General features: G+C 49.4%; 12 protein-coding genes. 11 read left to right on the top strand and 1 reads right to left on the bottom strand.

Annotated features, from left to right (window positions below):
- Nucleotides 1-56 precede the first annotated feature (56 nt).
- On the bottom strand, nucleotides 57-2309 hold the full coding sequence (locus H8K27_RS14160; RefSeq protein WP_186863840.1) for a bifunctional diguanylate cyclase/phosphodiesterase: 2253 nt from the start codon (nucleotides 2307-2309) through the stop codon (nucleotides 57-59).
- Between the two features lie 287 nt (nucleotides 2310-2596).
- Between H8K27_RS14160 and aroC the strand changes: the two genes are divergently transcribed.
- The 11 genes from aroC (at nucleotide 2597) to H8K27_RS14105 (ending at nucleotide 15825) form a co-directional block, all read left to right on the top strand.
- Nucleotides 2597-3694: a chorismate synthase gene (gene aroC / locus H8K27_RS14155; RefSeq protein WP_186863839.1), complete on the top strand. Its 1098-nt coding sequence runs from the start codon at nucleotides 2597-2599 to the stop codon at nucleotides 3692-3694.
- A gap of 392 nt (nucleotides 3695-4086) precedes the next feature.
- Nucleotides 4087-5490 (top strand): 3-isopropylmalate dehydratase large subunit, encoded by a 1404-nt coding sequence (gene leuC / locus H8K27_RS14150; protein WP_186863838.1) that lies wholly within the window; start codon nucleotides 4087-4089, stop codon nucleotides 5488-5490.
- A gap of 25 nt (nucleotides 5491-5515) precedes the next feature.
- Complete coding sequence (locus H8K27_RS14145; RefSeq protein WP_186863837.1) at nucleotides 5516-5638, top strand: entericidin A/B family lipoprotein; 123 nt, start codon at nucleotides 5516-5518, stop codon at nucleotides 5636-5638.
- An 8-nt stretch (nucleotides 5639-5646) separates the two neighbouring features.
- Entirely contained in the window at nucleotides 5647-6294 is a 648-nt protein-coding gene (gene leuD / locus H8K27_RS14140; RefSeq protein WP_186863836.1) for a 3-isopropylmalate dehydratase small subunit, read from the top strand.
- A gap of 20 nt (nucleotides 6295-6314) precedes the next feature.
- The gene (leuB, locus tag H8K27_RS14135; RefSeq protein WP_186863835.1) at nucleotides 6315-7388 is read left to right on the top strand and encodes a 3-isopropylmalate dehydrogenase; all 1074 of its coding nucleotides are present in this window, start codon (nucleotides 6315-6317) and stop codon (nucleotides 7386-7388) included.
- A gap of 41 nt (nucleotides 7389-7429) precedes the next feature.
- Nucleotides 7430-8557 (top strand): aspartate-semialdehyde dehydrogenase, encoded by a 1128-nt coding sequence (asd, locus tag H8K27_RS14130; protein ID WP_186863834.1) that lies wholly within the window; start codon nucleotides 7430-7432, stop codon nucleotides 8555-8557.
- Between the two features lie 274 nt (nucleotides 8558-8831).
- Nucleotides 8832-11639 (top strand): motility hub landmark protein FimV, encoded by a 2808-nt coding sequence (locus H8K27_RS14125; RefSeq protein ID WP_186863833.1) that lies wholly within the window; start codon nucleotides 8832-8834, stop codon nucleotides 11637-11639.
- Between the two features lie 80 nt (nucleotides 11640-11719).
- Entirely contained in the window at nucleotides 11720-12535 is an 816-nt protein-coding gene (gene truA, locus H8K27_RS14120; RefSeq protein ID WP_329604404.1) for a tRNA pseudouridine(38-40) synthase TruA, read from the top strand.
- Between the two features lie 166 nt (nucleotides 12536-12701).
- Nucleotides 12702-14495 (top strand): translation elongation factor 4, encoded by a 1794-nt coding sequence (gene lepA, locus H8K27_RS14115; RefSeq protein WP_186863831.1) that lies wholly within the window; start codon nucleotides 12702-12704, stop codon nucleotides 14493-14495.
- Nucleotides 14492-15403, top strand: a complete 912-nt coding sequence (gene lepB, locus H8K27_RS14110; RefSeq protein ID WP_186863830.1) for a signal peptidase I — start codon at nucleotides 14492-14494, stop codon at nucleotides 15401-15403. Before lepA ends, lepB begins: the two co-directional genes overlap by 4 nt.
- 26 nt (nucleotides 15404-15429) lie before the next feature.
- Entirely contained in the window at nucleotides 15430-15825 is a 396-nt protein-coding gene (locus H8K27_RS14105; RefSeq protein ID WP_186863829.1) for a DUF4845 domain-containing protein, read from the top strand.
- Nucleotides 15826-15831 lie beyond the last annotated feature (6 nt).

The following is a 15831-nucleotide window of genomic DNA, read 5'->3' as shown; positions in this document are numbered from 1 at the left end:
GATTGTTATCTGTCGCCTTGGTCTGCTGCTGGAAAGGGGATGGAAAAGCGGATTTCTCAACTAGTGGCAGGTCTGTTTTTCAGCCATTCATGCAATTCCGTTTTGGCAATCGGTCTGGCATAAAAGTAACCCTGAGCCAGATGGCAGCCATAAGACATCAATGTATCCGCCTGCATCTGATTTTCAACACCTTCGGCAATGATAGACAGCCCCAGATTTTGCCCGAGCTGGACGATCATTTTGGCAATGCTGCCCTCATTTCCATCTTGCTGAATATCATTGACAAATGCTCGGTCAATTTTGAGTTTGTCAATATCGAGCTTTTGCAGATGGCTCAGCGATGAAAATCCGGTTCCGAAATCGTCAATGGAAATGCTGACACCGAGCTGTTTGATTTGATGCAATGTTTTGATCAGTAACTCAGGATCTTTCATTGCCATGGATTCGGTGATTTCGAGTTCGACAAACTGGGGAGGCGCCTGGGTTTCTTCTAATGCCCGGTGCAGGGTCTGCATAAACAATGGATGAGAAAACTGAGCCTGAGAGACATTAATCGCCATCTGGAAGTCAGTATAGCCAAGCTCGCGCAGGGTCACCAGTTCGTGGCAGGCACTGCGTAATACCCATTCACCGATATCAACGATCAGGCCGGAATATTCGGCAATTGGTATGAATTGATCAGGAGGAATGAATTTCCCTTCATCCGTTTTCCAGCGTAGCAGTGCTTCTGCACCTAATATCCTGCCAGTCCGCATGTCCACCTGAGGCTGATAGACCAGAAACAAGCGTTCGTGTTCAAATGCCGCCCGCAAAGCATGCATCAGCAGCACCCGTTCACGTATCTCGACTCCCATGCTCCGGGTGAAGTATTCATAACCTCCCCGGCGGTGGGTTTTTGCACGTTTTAAGGCAATGTTGGTATCTTTGAGTGCCTCAGATGCATCGCCATCGTAATCATCGAGCTTGATCAGGCCGATGGTTGCAGTTAACTGAACTTCCTGCCGGTCGACATCAAATGGCTCGGTGAACAATGCAAGAATCTGTTCAGGAGAAACCAGCCCCTGATCTCCCAGCAGTGCAAAGGTATCGCTGCCTATGCGAGCCGTATGGCAGGTTTTTCCAAAATGTGTTTGCAGCCGTTGTGCCACTGAGGAGAGCAGCAGGTCGCCGAACTGATGACCGAGCGCATCGTTGGTTTCTGCAAAATGATCAATGTCAATCAGCGACAGGGCGCTATGGTCTTTGAGCGAAGATTTGAGAGTCTCACTCAGCGTTTGTAATAACTTGAGACGGTTTGAGAGTCCGGTCAGCGGATCATAGAAGGCATAGTTATGCAGTCTGGAAGTCAGAATTACATTATCTAGGCCGACGGAGACGTTGCTGCAAAAGACTTCCAGCAGGCGCTTATCCATGTCATTCAGTTGCAGGCCGGCTTCCAGATACAGCGTGAAATCTTTTTTGGCGACGTTATTAAAATACAGCGCCGTCAGATCCTGTTCATAAATACTGTGTTTCAGATTCAGGGAGCGGGTGACTATCTCGGCAACTCTTGGCTGATTCACTGCGGAGACTGGCTGATTCAGCAGGTAATTAAACCCGTTGGTGGCGGCGATCACATGGACCTCTTCGGCTTGTTCCCGGTTGTGCGTTACCGTTTGTCGGGAACAGACAAAACCTTCGGTATTTAAGCCCAGCAGGCTGGTGATCTGAGTCAGGACACCGGAAGCAAAATTGTGCAATCCATGCAGGGCCATCAGTTCCGTACTGGCGTTGATGATCATTTCCAGTCCGTGACGGCTGGCGTTAATTGCACAAATCTGCTCATAAGAGCGGATTGCGGAAGTGACTGCGGTATATAGTTTGGTACGGGTCAGTTCAGACTTGGTTTTGTAATCATTGATGTCGTAATCACGAATCGCGTCGATTTCCGGCGCGTAGCCGGGCTGACCGGTTCTGAGGATAATTCTGACGTCAGTCAGTCCCAGTGTCTTGCGGATGTAATTGACTAACTGCAGCCCTGCGTCTTCCTGTTCCATCACCACATCGAGCAAAATAATGGCGATATCGGTTTCGCTTTGCAGAATATCCCGTGCTTCTGCTGCAGAATAAGCGTGGAGGAAACTCAGTGGGCGGTGTTGTATTTCGAGGCTGCCGAGTGCAAATGTGGTTGCAGAATGCACATCCGGATCATCGTCGATAATCATGATCCGCCAGCTGACATTGGCTCCTGAGGCAGTCAGTGACTCGTCATGATCATGTTCATCAAGGAAAATCAGATCGTCTTCGGTAGAATGAATCGATGAATTCATCTGCAATACGGCTCCATGCTTAGCAACTCTCTTTGCGATCTGCGTAATGTAATGTGACGTCCTTGACGAACTATGACATTAAAAATGCTTGCAGCCAAGTCTCATATCTTCTTGTTTAGCAATAATAAAACAATATTCATTGGATAGTGCGCCGCCTGCTGCGAATTCATTCTATTTTCCATTTATTTGTTGCTGATCGGCGTATCGGGCGGCGGCGGCGCCAGCGCCGTTCCGGTGCTCTGTTAAAATGATTTAAATTCCGTTTTTAATCATTATTGCAAAATATTATGTCTGGCAACACTTTCGGTACTTTATTTACAGTGACAACTTTTGGTGAGTCCCACGGACCGGCGATTGGTTGTGTGATTGATGGCTGCCCCCCGGGGATGGCATTGTCAGAGGCGGATATCCAGCCTGAACTGGATCGCCGTAAACCCGGAACTTCCAGGCATGTCACGCAAAGACAGGAGCCGGATCTGGTCGAGATACTTTCCGGTGTATATCAGGGGAAGACAACCGGAACGCCGATCGCATTGTTGATCCGGAATCAGGATCAGCGCAGTAAAGATTACGGCAATATCACCGACACATTCAGGCCCGGACACGCTGATTTCACATACTGGAGTAAATATGGCATTCGCGACCCCCGTGGTGGCGGTCGTTCATCTGCAAGGCTGACTGCGCCGGTGGTCGGGGCCGCCGCCATTGCCAAAAAATGGCTGAAGCAGAAATTCGGCACGGAATTTTCAGGCGGCATGACGCAACTGGGAGATATTCAGGTTCCGTTTCAGGGGTGGGAGCATACAACGCACAATCCATTTTTTGCACCGACTGGCGATGCTGTTTTGCTGGAGCGCATGGAGTCCTATATGGATGCTCTGCGCAAGGATGGCGACTCGATTGGCGCCAGAATCCAGGTGCTGGCCCGCAATGTCCCGGTAGGTCTTGGTCAGCCAATTTACGACAAGCTGGATGCCGATATTGCTTACGCGATGATGGGGATTAATGCGGTCAAAGGCGTTGAGATTGGTGCTGGTTTTGAATCGGTCGCCCAGCGCGGTTCAGTGCATGGCGACGAAATTACGCCACATGGCTTTGTCGGAAACAATGCGGGCGGTGTACTGGGCGGAATCTCAACCGGGCAGGATATTACGGTGTCCATCGCGATTAAGCCGACTTCCTCGATTCGTGTGCCGCGTCACTCGCTTGATATTCACGGAAATCCGGTTGTGGTGGAAACTTTCGGCCGGCACGATCCCTGTGTGGGCATCCGGGCGACGCCGATTGCCGAGGCCATGCTGGCGCTTGTGTTGATGGATCATGCATTGCGGCACCGTGCCCAGTGTGGTGACGTCGTGCCGCAAAACCTGTTCACGGGCGACTGACTGACCAGATAGATTCCGGATTTCTCCAAAAATCTGCTTGGTTTTAGGGAAATCAGGGGAGTATTCATGAAAAATAGCCTGTCCCCATTGTAAAGACTGGGGGGGGCAGATACTCAGGGGGAGTATCTGGTTGTCCTGTTGACTTGCAAGGCCATGATTCCGGTGTTCGGCGGGACTTTGGCACTGGCTGAATAATCATCGGGGTTTTGTGAAAAAATTTTGATTTAAATGATTAAAAATTTGGTTTGATAGTCATTTTTTGTATTTTTCTCTTGAGAGATTCGGTTTTTCGATGACAGTGCCCGTGTTTTGCAATGCACAACTGTGGCATAATCAGACGCAAAAACCAGCAGTTTTACCCGACTTAACGATTTATCTTCAGGCTTCATATTATGCTTAAAACGCTTTACGACAAATTATGGGAATCTCATGTAGTGCACTCGGAAGATGATGGCACCGCCATTTTGTATATTGACCGTCATTTGCTACATGAGGTGACCAGTCCGCAAGCGTTTGAAGGACTCAAAATTGCAGGGCGTCAGCCATGGCGTCATTCTGCCAATCTGGTGGTGGCAGATCACAATGTGCCGACAACGAATCGTGTGAACGGTATTGACGATCCGGTTTCCCGTTTGCAGGTGGAAACGCTGGATGCAAATGCAAAACAATATGGACTGACTTATTTCAGCATGGCGGATAAGCGTCAGGGCATTGTGCATGTAATCGGGCCAGAGCAAGGGGCGACCTTGCCAGGCATGACGGTAGTGTGCGGCGATTCACATACATCCACCCACGGCGCTTTCGGCTGTCTCGCGCATGGTATCGGCACCTCCGAAGTCGAGCACGTTCTCGCGACCCAGACCCTGATTGCGAAGAAATCGAAATCCATGCTGGTGCAGATTGACGGTGTGTTACCGGCTGGCGTGACGGCAAAAGATGTTGTGCTGGCTGTCATTGGCCGCATCGGTACGGCTGGTGGTACAGGGTATGCGATTGAATTTGCAGGCTCCACCATTCGCAGTTTGTCGATGGAAGGGCGCATGACTATTTGTAATATGGCGATTGAAGCAGGTGCGCGTGCCGGAATGGTTGCTGTTGACCAGACGACAATCGACTACGTGAAAGGACGTCCTTTCTCGCCGGTCGGGCCGCACTGGGATCGCGCCGTCGAATACTGGAAAACATTGCATTCCGATGCCGGTGCGAAATTCGATCTGGTCGTCACTTTGAATGCAGCAGAAATTAAGCCGCAAGTAACGTGGGGCACTTCCCCGGAAATGGTCCTGGCGATTGACGGCCGTATCCCAGATCCGGATCAGGAAAAAGATGCGGTAAAACGCGATGCGATCGAGAAGGCGTTGGCGTATATGGCGCTGAAACCGAACACGGCGATCTCTGATATCCGTATTGATAAGGTGTTTATTGGTTCCTGTACCAATTCCCGGATTGAAGACCTGCGTGCAGCGGCAGCCGTAGTGCGTGGCAAGTTCCGTGCATCGAATATTAAGCTGGCGATGGTGGTGCCCGGTTCTGGCCTCGTTAAAGAGCAGGCCGAGCGCGAAGGCCTGGACAAGATTTTCCGTGATGCCGGCTTTGAATGGCGTGAGCCGGGTTGTTCGATGTGCCTGGCTATGAATGCCGATCGCCTGGAACCGGGCGAACGTTGTGCTTCAACATCGAACCGTAATTTTGAAGGTCGTCAGGGCCAGGGGGGGCGGACGCATCTCGTTTCTCCGGCAATGGCGGCTGCGGCCGGTATTGAAGGCCACTTTGTTGACGTCCGTCGTCTGTCGTAAAACTCATAAAAGAAAAGGAATTAACATGAAAAAGATTTTTGCTCTCCTGATTTGCGCGCTGGTAGTAACTGCTTGCAATACTGTGCAAGGTATTGGTAAAGATGTGAAAAAAGCAGGCGAAGTGGTCGAAGGCGCTGGCAAGAAATAAAGAATGGCATGGAAAAATTTACTTTACTCAATGGTCTGGTTGCCCCTATGGACAGGGCAAACGTGGATACGGACGCTATTATTCCCAAGCAGTTTCTGAAATCCATCAAGCGCACCGGATTTGGCCCTAATCTGTTTGATGAGTGGCGCTATCTGGATCATGGTGAGCCGGGGATGGACAACAGTCAGCGTCCGTTAAATCCTGATTTCGTACTGAATCAGCCGCGTTATCAAGGGGCGTCCATATTGCTGGCACGTAAAAATTTCGGCTGTGGCTCATCCCGCGAACACGCACCGTGGGCGCTGGAACAGTACGGCTTTCGGGCAATCATCGCCCCAAGTTTTGCCGATATTTTCTTCAACAATTGCTATAAAAATGGCGTATTACCGATCGTTCTGACTGAAAGCCAGGTTGATCATCTGTTTAATGAGGTCAAGGTTTTCCCCGGTTTTCGCCTGGTCATAGATCTTGAAAAACAGGTCGTTACTACAAGCAACGCCAGTGTCAGCTATCCATTTGAGATTGATCCATTCCGTAAATATTGCCTGTTGAATGGGTTGGATGATATCGGACTGACCTTGCGTCAGGCAGATAAGATCCGTGCATTTGAAGAGCGGCATATTGCTGCCCAGCCCTGGCTTGCGAATACGATTTAAGCTATTAAAAAACAAAGAATATGAAAATTGCGATTTTGCCCGGTGATGGCATAGGACCTGAAATCGTCACTCAGGCAGTGAACGTGCTGAACGCACTGGACGAAAAATTTGAAATGGAAACGGCGCCAGTTGGTGGCGCCGGTTATGAGGCATCGGGTCATCCATTGCCGGAGACAACGTTAAAGTTGGCACAGGATGCTGACGCTATCTTGTTCGGTGCTGTCGGCGACTGGAAGTACGATACGCTGGAGCGTGCGTTACGTCCGGAGCAGGCCATTCTGGGACTGCGTAAAAATCTGAAGTTGTTTGCTAATTTACGCCCTGCAATTTTATATCCTGAATTGGCTGGCGCATCGACATTGAAACCGGAAGTTGTTTCCGGACTGGATATTCTGATTATCCGCGAACTGACAGGCGATATTTATTTTGGTCAGCCTCGTGGCATGCGTGAGTGCCCTGATGGTCCTTTCAAAGGGGAGCGCGAAGCATTCGATACGATGCGTTATGCCGAGACGGAAATCCGCCGTATTGCTCACGTGGCGTTTCAGACTGCACAAAAGCGCAGTAAGCGTTTAACCAGCGTGGATAAAGCAAACGTGCTGGAAACTTTCCAGTTCTGGAAAGATATCGTGACCGATGTGCACAAAGAGTATCCGGACGTTGCGCTGGATCACATGTATATTGATAACGCCGCAATGCAGCTGGTACGTGCACCGAAAAAATTTGATGTGATCGTAACAGGAAATATGTTTGGCGATATTTTGTCTGATGAAGCATCGATGCTGACCGGTTCGATCGGTATGTTGCCGTCAGCATCTCTGGATGCGAATAACAAAGGTTTGTATGAACCTTCGCATGGCTCCGCTCCTGACATTGCTGGTAAAGGGATTGCGAACCCGCTCGCAACGATTTTGTCGGCGGCAATGATGTTGCGTTACTCTCTCGGGAAGGCAGATCAGGCTGACCGTATTGAGGCTGCGGTGAAAAAAGTGCTGGCGCAAGGTTTGCGCACTCCCGATATTTATGAAGCTGGTACGACAAAGGTTGGTACCGCCGAAATGGGGCAGGCTGTGGTCAGCGCATTGGCAAATTGAATTTTGGTCGGGCAGGGGTCTCCTGCAATTTATAGGGAAAAATGATGAAACTGGTAGGTTTGGTAGGTTGGCGTGGCATGGTGGGGTCGGTTCTGATGCAGCGTATGCAGGAGGAAAACGATTTCACGCATATTGAACCAGTGTTTTTTTCGACATCGAATACCGGTGGCGCTGCCCCTGCGATGGCGAAAAATGAAAAGACGCTGAAGGACGCACACAATATTGATGAGCTCAAAAAATGCGACATCATTATTACCTGCCAGGGTGGTGATTATACGAATGAAGTTTTCCCGAAATTGCGTGCTGCCGGCTGGAATGGACACTGGATTGATGCTGCCTCCAGTCTGCGCATGAATGACGATGCCGTCATCGTTCTGGATCCGGTCAACCTGCCTGTGATTAAAAATGCGCTGGCAAAAGGCCAGAAAAACTGGATCGGCGGCAATTGTACGGTCAGCTGCATGTTAATGGGGGTTGGCGCGCTGTATAAGGCCGGACTGGTTGATTGGATGAGTACCCAGACTTATCAGGCTGCTTCCGGTGGCGGTGCGCAGCACATGCGCGAGTTGTTGATGCAATACGGGACTTTGAACGCAGAAGTCAAGAATCTGCTGGATGATCCGAAAAGCGCGATTCTTGAAATTGATCGTAAAGTGATCGCTAAACAGCGTTCATTGAGCGCAGCAGAAACTGCGAATTTCGGAGTCCCGCTGGGCGGCTCCCTGATTCCTTGGATTGATAAGGATTTGGGAAATGGCATGTCTAAGGAAGAATGGAAAGGCATGGCAGAAACCAACAAAATTCTGGGACAGGGTGAGGGCTTTGGTACAGCGGCTGTTCCTGTCGACGGATTTTGCATCCGCATTGGCGCTATGCGTTGCCACAGTCAGGCATTAACCTTTAAACTCAAAAAAGATGTTCCCGTCGCAGATATTGAGGCAATGATTGCAGCAGATAATGAGTGGGTGAAGGTCGTGCCGAATACGCGTGAAGACAGTATCCGGGATCTGACCCCCGTTGCTGTGACCGGGACGATGACGATTCCGGTTGGGCGTATTCGCAAGCTGGCAATGGGGCCGGAATATGTTGGCGCATTTACCGTCGGAGATCAGTTATTGTGGGGTGCGGCAGAACCGTTGCGCCGTATGTTACGAATACTGATTGACTGATATGGACTAAAAAAGGGAGGCTTGCCTCCCTTTTTTACTATAGTGATTTAGTGTTTCTATTTGTAATTTTGTGTTGCTTGTTAAATGGTAACAACGAATTGCCTACTTGCTTGCTTCTTGGCATCTTAATGTATTTACCATACGGTGAAATAGAGTTAAGCTTGCACCGCTAAGTTTGTAATGTTATCTTGGAACAATATCACGCTTTAGCGGCAAGCTAAATGGCTTATCCCAGCGGACCTTGTTCGCCAAATGCCCAATATATCTGACAAAAATGCTTAAACAAAAAAGAACATCAGTGATTTCTCTGGGGCGCAAAGCTTTGAGCGTTGCCGTCGCCTCGACCTTATTATTTGTGTCGAACGCGCATGCGACAGGGATGGGGCGGCTAACGGTACTGTCTTCACTGGGACAGCCTTTACGCGCAGAAATTGAGTTGACCTCGCCGGACAAAGATGAGGTCGGTTCACTGGTACCGAAATTGGCATCAGCCGATGCATTCCGTCAGGCGAATATTGATTTTAATCCGGCATTGCTGTCCTTCAGATTTGCTATTGAACAGCGCGGTACGGGTTACGTGATCAAAGTGAATTCGACGCAGGCGATGAATGAGCCTTTTGTCGATATGTTGCTGGAGATGAACTCATCCAATGGCAAGTTGCTACGGGAATACACTTTCCTTCTTGATCCCGCCGAGTTGAGAAACAGTCAGTCTCCTCAGGTATCCAGTCCGAACGTGGTCAATAGTAAAGCGCAGACAGGTGGTACTGCAGAAAGTGTTGGCAGTCGCTTGTCTGCGAATACCGCGACAGCAGGAGGTACCAGCACTTCTTTACAGATTAAAAAAAATACAGCCGCGACTCCAGTTCAGTCATCCGCCGGTGAATACTCCGTGAAGGCTGGCGATACGCTGGGAAAGGTTGCTGGCGCATATCGCAAAGATGGCATATCGCTGGATCAGATGTTAGTTAGTCTGTATCGCGCGAATCCACAGGCTTTTATCGGAAACAACATGAATCGCCTGAAAGCAGGGCAGATTCTGGTGATTCCGGATACAGAATCAGTGCGGGCTGCCAGTAATTCTGAGGCCCATTCTGTTGTGATGGCGCATGCAGCTGATTTCAACGCTTATAGAAATAAATTAGCCGATTATGTGGAACGTACTCCGGCGGCAAAATCGCAATCCGTCAAACAAACTGCAAGTGGGGCGATTTCAGCCAAGGTGAAAGAAGTACCTAATCTGACTGCTGAATCACCTGATAAGCTGAAGCTTTCGAAAGCTGCAGCGTCAACGCCAGGCGCTAATGGTAAGGGTGTGTCAGAAGAAGACAAGCTGGCCAAGAATAAAGCTGCAGCAGATGCCAGTAACCGTGTCAAAGAGCTTGAAAAAAACGTTAACGATCTTCAGCGTTTGCTGGAAATAAAAAATAAAGATCTTGCCTCCAAAGAGGCTGAATTGAATGTAAAAGGCAAGCAGGATACCAAGATGGCAGCAGCCAGTGCTGCGCAGGAAAAGGCGGCAGCAGTCCCAGCCCCGGCATCAGCTCCGGCATCTTCTGCGCAACAAGTCAGTGCTTCCGCTGCTGTCAGCGCAACAGCATCCGCAACTGCCGTGCCAGCGTCAGTCAGCGCATCGGCTGCCAGTGTCACGAAGCCGCCGCGTCGCCGGCCTGTGCCGCCTCCACCACCGCCTGAGCCTGGTTTTTTCGACAGCATCTCTGATTTCCTGGTTCCCGGTGGAGCGCTGATCCTTGCTTTGTTGGGCGGGGTCGGATTATGGGCAAATAACCGCAAGAAAAAATTGCAGCAATTTGAAGACAGTATTCTGACCGGATCCAGCATGAAGGCAAACTCCATGTTCGGTTCAACCGGCGGTCAGAGTGTGGATACTAATAACAGCGTATTCAATTCTAATTTTGCACCTTCAGCCAGCCAGCTGGATGCAAATGAGGTGGACCCGGTTGCAGAGGCAGATGTCTATATTGCCTATGGGCGTGATTCTCAGGCAGAGGAAATTCTGAAGGAGGCATTGAGAACTCAGCCAGACCGCCATGCAGTCCGCGTAAAACTGCTGGAAATTTACTTTGCACGTAAAGACGCCAAGACTTTTGAGCGCCTCGCTAGTGAGCTGTATGGTATGACCAGTGGTGAGGGGGAAGAGTGGGCGCAGGCGGCATCCATGGGTATCGTTCTTGAACCGGGCAACCCGCTGTATGCAGGTGGCCAGGCAAAAGCTGAGGCTGGCGTTTCTGTGCTGGGAGTGACCACGCAACCGCTGGAGGATCTCGATCCTGATGCCTTGCTGGCGAATTCTTTGTCCCGGGATATGCTGGACGCGATAAGCATCATTGACACAGCGTCGAAACCTGAGTCACCGACATTAACTGATGGCGGTGCGCATGCTGTTGAGGAAGCTGCCCCGCTGCATATGGATCATGCTGTTGATCTGGATTTTGATCTTGGTCTGGGCGAATCCGAGGTTCCTGTTATTCCCGAATCTGCGCCTGCCGCAGCAATGCAGCCAGCCCAGGAAGAGGTTCCGGTTGTTGATTTCGGTACTATCGACTTTGATTTTGGTGATCATAAAACCAGTACTGAACCTGCACCCCCTGAGCACGACTCCGCACAGTTATCTGCGGACGAGTCTGTCAGTGTCGGTCTGGATATGCTGGATTTCAATTTGTCTCCGGAAAAAGAGCAGGCTTCTGCGCCTGTTCCTGCAGATAAAAATGTATCCGGGACGACAGAGGGGCTTGATCTTGAGATGATGCAAGACGAAAAGACGGAACACGAAGCTCAGGCCAGCACAGACAGTGTGTCTGCATTTGAGTTCGATCTGTCGGGCATTGATCTGGAGTTGGAGCCGGCTAAGGTTCAGGAGGAGCAGCCTGCTCACAGTGAGCCTGTCGTTGCAGAGGCAGAAACTGAGAATGCTGAAATGTCAACCAAACTGGATCTGGCCGTCGCTTATCATGAAATCGGTGATAAAGAAGGGGCCAGGGAGTTATTGGATGAGGTTATGAAGGGCGGTAATGCGTCCCAGAAGGCAAGAGCCGAATCTATGCTGGCTCAGATGGTTTGAGTTTTGGTTTGAGTATTGTGCGGGCGCAGCGTTTGCTTGCGCCCGTTTGTTTTTATATGCTGATATGAATGAGGCGGTTTGTGAAGCGTATCGTATTGGGTGTGCAGTATGACGGTAATGGCTGGCACGGATGGCAAAAGCAACCTTCCGGAAATACAGTCCAGGATGCCCTTGAGAAAGCACTGCGGCAGTTTTGTAATATAGAGGTCAGTACCGTCTGTGCTGGCCGTACCGACGCGGGAGTGCATGGCATTGAACAGGTCGTCCATTTTGACACTCCTTTAATCCGAACCCCTTATTCATGGGTAAATGGCGTCAATGCTTTTTTGCCGGATACTGTTGCTGTGCGTTGGGCCAGGGAGCTGGAGCTTGTTGCACCTGATGGCGATCAATTTCATGCCCGGTTTGGCGCAAGGGCAAGAACGTATCACTATGTTTTATTGAATGACAAAATCAGGTCTCCTTTACTGATCGGTCGTGCTGGCTGGGTATTCCGGCCTTTAGATGTGGAAAAAATGCGAGCAGGTGCTGATTATCTGCTGGGAGAGCATGATTTTTCTGCCTTCCGGGCGGCAGAGTGTCAGGCAAAAAATCCTGTTAAACATATGTATTCCATACAAATCCGTCAGCAGGCGGAGATCATCGTGATTACACTGCGAGCCAGTGCTTTTCTGCATCATATGGTCAGAAACATTGTGGGCTCACTCATTTTTGTTGGCACGGGGAAAAGACCGCCCGAATGGATGGCTGAACTCCTGGCTGGAAGGGATCGTAGCGTTGCCGCGCCAACATTTATGCCCGATGGTTTGTATCTGGCGAAAATTGAGTACGATGAAAAGTGGGCGTTACCGCAATCCCCATCGGCCGGAATTCCCGGATTCTTCCCTCTTTTGTAGTAAATTCCCGGACTGAGAGGGAATTCTCCGTGTTACTACCTGAAATCCGGTAAAATGACGTTTTGCAAAACCCGAACTGAAGGCGCTCGCCTGGGGAACGTTGCCCAGACTTGAGCGCTTTTTTTTAGCTGGCGTTTGTCTGCTTCAGTAATTTTTAGTCACTTCAATGAATAACATCCGGAATTTTTCTATTATTGCCCATATCGATCACGGTAAATCAACGCTGGCTGATCGGATTATTCAACTGTGTGGCGGACTGTCTGATCGTGAGATGGAAGCTCAGGTTCTTGATTCTATGGATATCGAGCGTGAACGGGGGATTACCATCAAGGCGCAGACTGCGGCGCTGCATTATAAGGCGCGGGATGGCCAGATCTATAATCTGAACCTGATTGACACTCCCGGGCATGTCGATTTCAGTTACGAAGTCAGCCGTTCTCTCTCCGCCTGTGAAGGCGCTTTGCTGGTGGTGGATGCATCGCAGGGTGTGGAAGCTCAGACGGTTGCCAACTGCTACACGGCTATCGAATTGGGAGTGGAAGTTGTTCCCGTATTGAATAAAATTGATTTGCCGTCTGCCGACCCTGAGAATGCCCGCAAAGAAATTGAAGAAGTAATCGGCATTGATGCAAGCGATGCTGTCCACTGCTCTGCTAAAACTGGGCTGGGCGTTGAGGATGTGCTTGAATCCCTGATTGCAAAGGTTCCGCCACCGAAAGGTGATCCGACGGCACCATTGCAGGCATTAATTATCGATTCATGGTTCGATAATTATGTCGGTGTGGTAATGCTGGTTCGTATTGTGAATGGTACTCTGCGCCCTAAAGATAAAATCTTGTTTATGGCGACTGAGGCACAGCATCTGGTGGAATCGGTCGGTGTTTTTACGCCGAAATCTTTGTCCCGCGATCAGTTAACGGCAGGTCAGGTCGGATTTGTGATCGCCGGGATTAAAGAACTGAAGGCTGCCAAAGTGGGGGACACCATTACTGTGGCAAACCGTCCTGCAACGACGCCGCTGCCCGGTTTTAAAGAGGTTCAGCCGCAGGTGTTTGCCGGATTGTTTCCTGTAGAAGCGAATCAGTATGACGCGCTCAGAGATTCTCTTGAAAAACTGAAGCTGAACGATGCGGCACTGATGTACGAGCCTGAAGTATCACAGGCGCTTGGCTTTGGTTTCCGGTGTGGATTCCTCGGACTGCTGCATATGGAAATCGTGCAGGAGCGTCTTGAGCGGGAGTTTGACATGGATCTCATTACAACCGCACCGACGGTTGTTTATGAGGTAGTGATGGCGGATGGCACCATTCTTATGGTCGATAATCCTTCCAAGATGCCCGATCCATCCAAGATTGAAGAGATTCGGGAACCAATCGTCACCGTCAATCTCTATATGCCGCAGGAATACGTCGGTTCTGTGATTACTCTTTGCACCCAGAAGCGTGGTGTGCAGATGGACATGAGTTATCACGGACGTCAGGTGAAACTGACCTATGAAATGCCGATGGCCGAAATCGTTCTGGATTTCTTTGACCGCCTCAAATCTACGTCACGTGGCTACGCTTCTATGGATTACGAGTTCAAGGAAAACCGTGCTGCGGACGTGGTAAAAGTTGACATGCTGATTAACAGCGAAAAAGTCGATGCACTGGCGATTATTGTCCATCGTGCCAACAGCCAGTTCCGTGGACGTGCTGTGGCGGCCAAGATGCGTGAACTGATTCCCCGGCAGATGTTTGATGTCGCGATTCAGGCGGCGATTGGCTCCAATATTATTTCCCGTGAAAATGTCAAAGCTTTGCGTAAAAACGTTCTGGCAAAATGTTACGGCGGGGATATCAGTCGTAAACGCAAATTGCTTGAAAAGCAAAAAGCGGGTAAAAAGCGCATGAAACAAGTTGGTTCTGTGGAAATTCCGCAGGAAGCATTTTTGGCAATTTTACAAGTGGATGAAAAATGAGTTTTCAGTCGATTCTGGGAAATTTTGCACTGATTTTATTTGTCCTGACAATCGGCACAGGTATTGTCTGGTTTCTCGATATGTTTGTTCTGTCAAAACAGCGCAGAGCCGCCGCAGACAAGGCATTGGCAGAATTGGGTACGCGTCAGGCCAGGCTGGCATCGGAGGGTATTAAAGTTGATCAGGTAGACCGCGCTGAGCTGGAAGCAAAAATTTTGCGACAGCCAGTCTGGGTGGAATACTCAGGCAGCTTTTTCCCCGTGATTGCCCTGGTTTTTTTCCTTCGCTCTTTTCTTTATGAGCCATTTAAAATCCCGTCCAGCTCGATGCTCCCCACCTTATATGTGGGCGATCTGATTCTGGTTAATAAATTTGAATACGGGATTCGCCTGCCGGTCATTAATAAAAAAGTGATTGAGTTGAATAATCCAAAGCGTGGCGATGTCATGGTATTCAAATATCCGGTTGATCCGACAGTGGATTACATTAAGCGTGTTGTCGGTGTTCCGGGTGATAAGGTGGTTTACCGTAACAAGCGCTTGCTGATTAACGGTCAGCCACTGTCTTATCAGACGATGCCTGATTTTCTGGATGAAGAACATCTGAATTACTCCAGACAACTGACTGAAAATCTGAACGGTGTTTCACACAGGATACTGAATGACGATCGGGCTCCGGCCTTTGTGAATGATCCGTTTAATTTTCCTAAGCGGGAAAATTGCTCATACGACAACGAAGGTTTTTCATGTGTTGTACCTGAGGGACATTATTTTATGATGGGCGATAACCGTGATAACAGCCTTGACAGCCGTTACTGGGGGTTCGTTCCTGATCAAAATATTGTTGGTAAGGCATTTTTTATCTGGATGAATCTGGGTAATATCAAACGTATTGGCAGCTTTCATTAAAACGGACAGGGTTCGATATGAAAAAAATGTGGGTTGAACAACGGTATTCGCTGCATTCTCAGCGCGGCATTTCTTTATTTGGATTAATTTTTTCTTTGGGTATTCTGATCTTGCTGGCAATTCTGGCGATGAAAGTAGTCCCCACTGCGATTGAATATGTCTCCATCAAGAAGGCGATCATCGCTGCAAAAAACGGAGGGACAACGGTTGCTGAGATTCATAAGGTTTTTGATAAACAGGCAGAAGTGAACTACATCACCTCGATCGAAGGGAAAGATCTGATCGTGACCAGAAATGACGGTGAAATTGATGTGAGTTTTTCGTATCAGAAAAAAATTCCATTGTTCGGCCCGGCAAGTTTGTTGCTGGAGTATGAAGGTACAACAGCAAAAAATGGTTATGCACCCAAGAAAACAGAATAAGCAGAC

Source organism: Cognatundibacterium griseum (genome assembly GCF_014284195.1).
GTDB lineage: Bacteria > Pseudomonadota > Gammaproteobacteria > Burkholderiales > Burkholderiaceae_D > Undibacterium > Undibacterium griseum.
The sequence above is the reverse complement of the archived record's forward strand: the minus strand, read 5'-3'. Positions and strand labels throughout refer to the sequence as shown.

What these genes read in the sequence shown, in the direction of transcription:
- H8K27_RS14160 (WP_186863840.1), bottom strand. Translation starts at nt 2,309, where the DNA reads ATGAATTCATCGATTCATTCTACCGAAGACGATCTGATTTTCCTTGAT.
- aroC (WP_186863839.1), top strand. Translation starts at nt 2,597, where the DNA reads ATGTCTGGCAACACTTTCGGTACTTTATTTACAGTGACAACTTTTGGT.
- leuC (WP_186863838.1), top strand. Translation starts at nt 4,087, where the DNA reads ATGCTTAAAACGCTTTACGACAAATTATGGGAATCTCATGTAGTGCAC.
- H8K27_RS14145 (WP_186863837.1), top strand. Translation starts at nt 5,516, where the DNA reads ATGAAAAAGATTTTTGCTCTCCTGATTTGCGCGCTGGTAGTAACTGCT.
- leuD (WP_186863836.1), top strand. Translation starts at nt 5,647, where the DNA reads ATGGAAAAATTTACTTTACTCAATGGTCTGGTTGCCCCTATGGACAGG.
- leuB (WP_186863835.1), top strand. Translation starts at nt 6,315, where the DNA reads ATGAAAATTGCGATTTTGCCCGGTGATGGCATAGGACCTGAAATCGTC.
- asd (WP_186863834.1), top strand. Translation starts at nt 7,430, where the DNA reads ATGATGAAACTGGTAGGTTTGGTAGGTTGGCGTGGCATGGTGGGGTCG.
- H8K27_RS14125 (WP_186863833.1), top strand. Translation starts at nt 8,832, where the DNA reads ATGCTTAAACAAAAAAGAACATCAGTGATTTCTCTGGGGCGCAAAGCT.
- lepA (WP_186863831.1), top strand. Translation starts at nt 12,702, where the DNA reads ATGAATAACATCCGGAATTTTTCTATTATTGCCCATATCGATCACGGT.
- lepB (WP_186863830.1), top strand. Translation starts at nt 14,492, where the DNA reads ATGAGTTTTCAGTCGATTCTGGGAAATTTTGCACTGATTTTATTTGTC.
- H8K27_RS14105 (WP_186863829.1), top strand. Translation starts at nt 15,430, where the DNA reads ATGTGGGTTGAACAACGGTATTCGCTGCATTCTCAGCGCGGCATTTCT.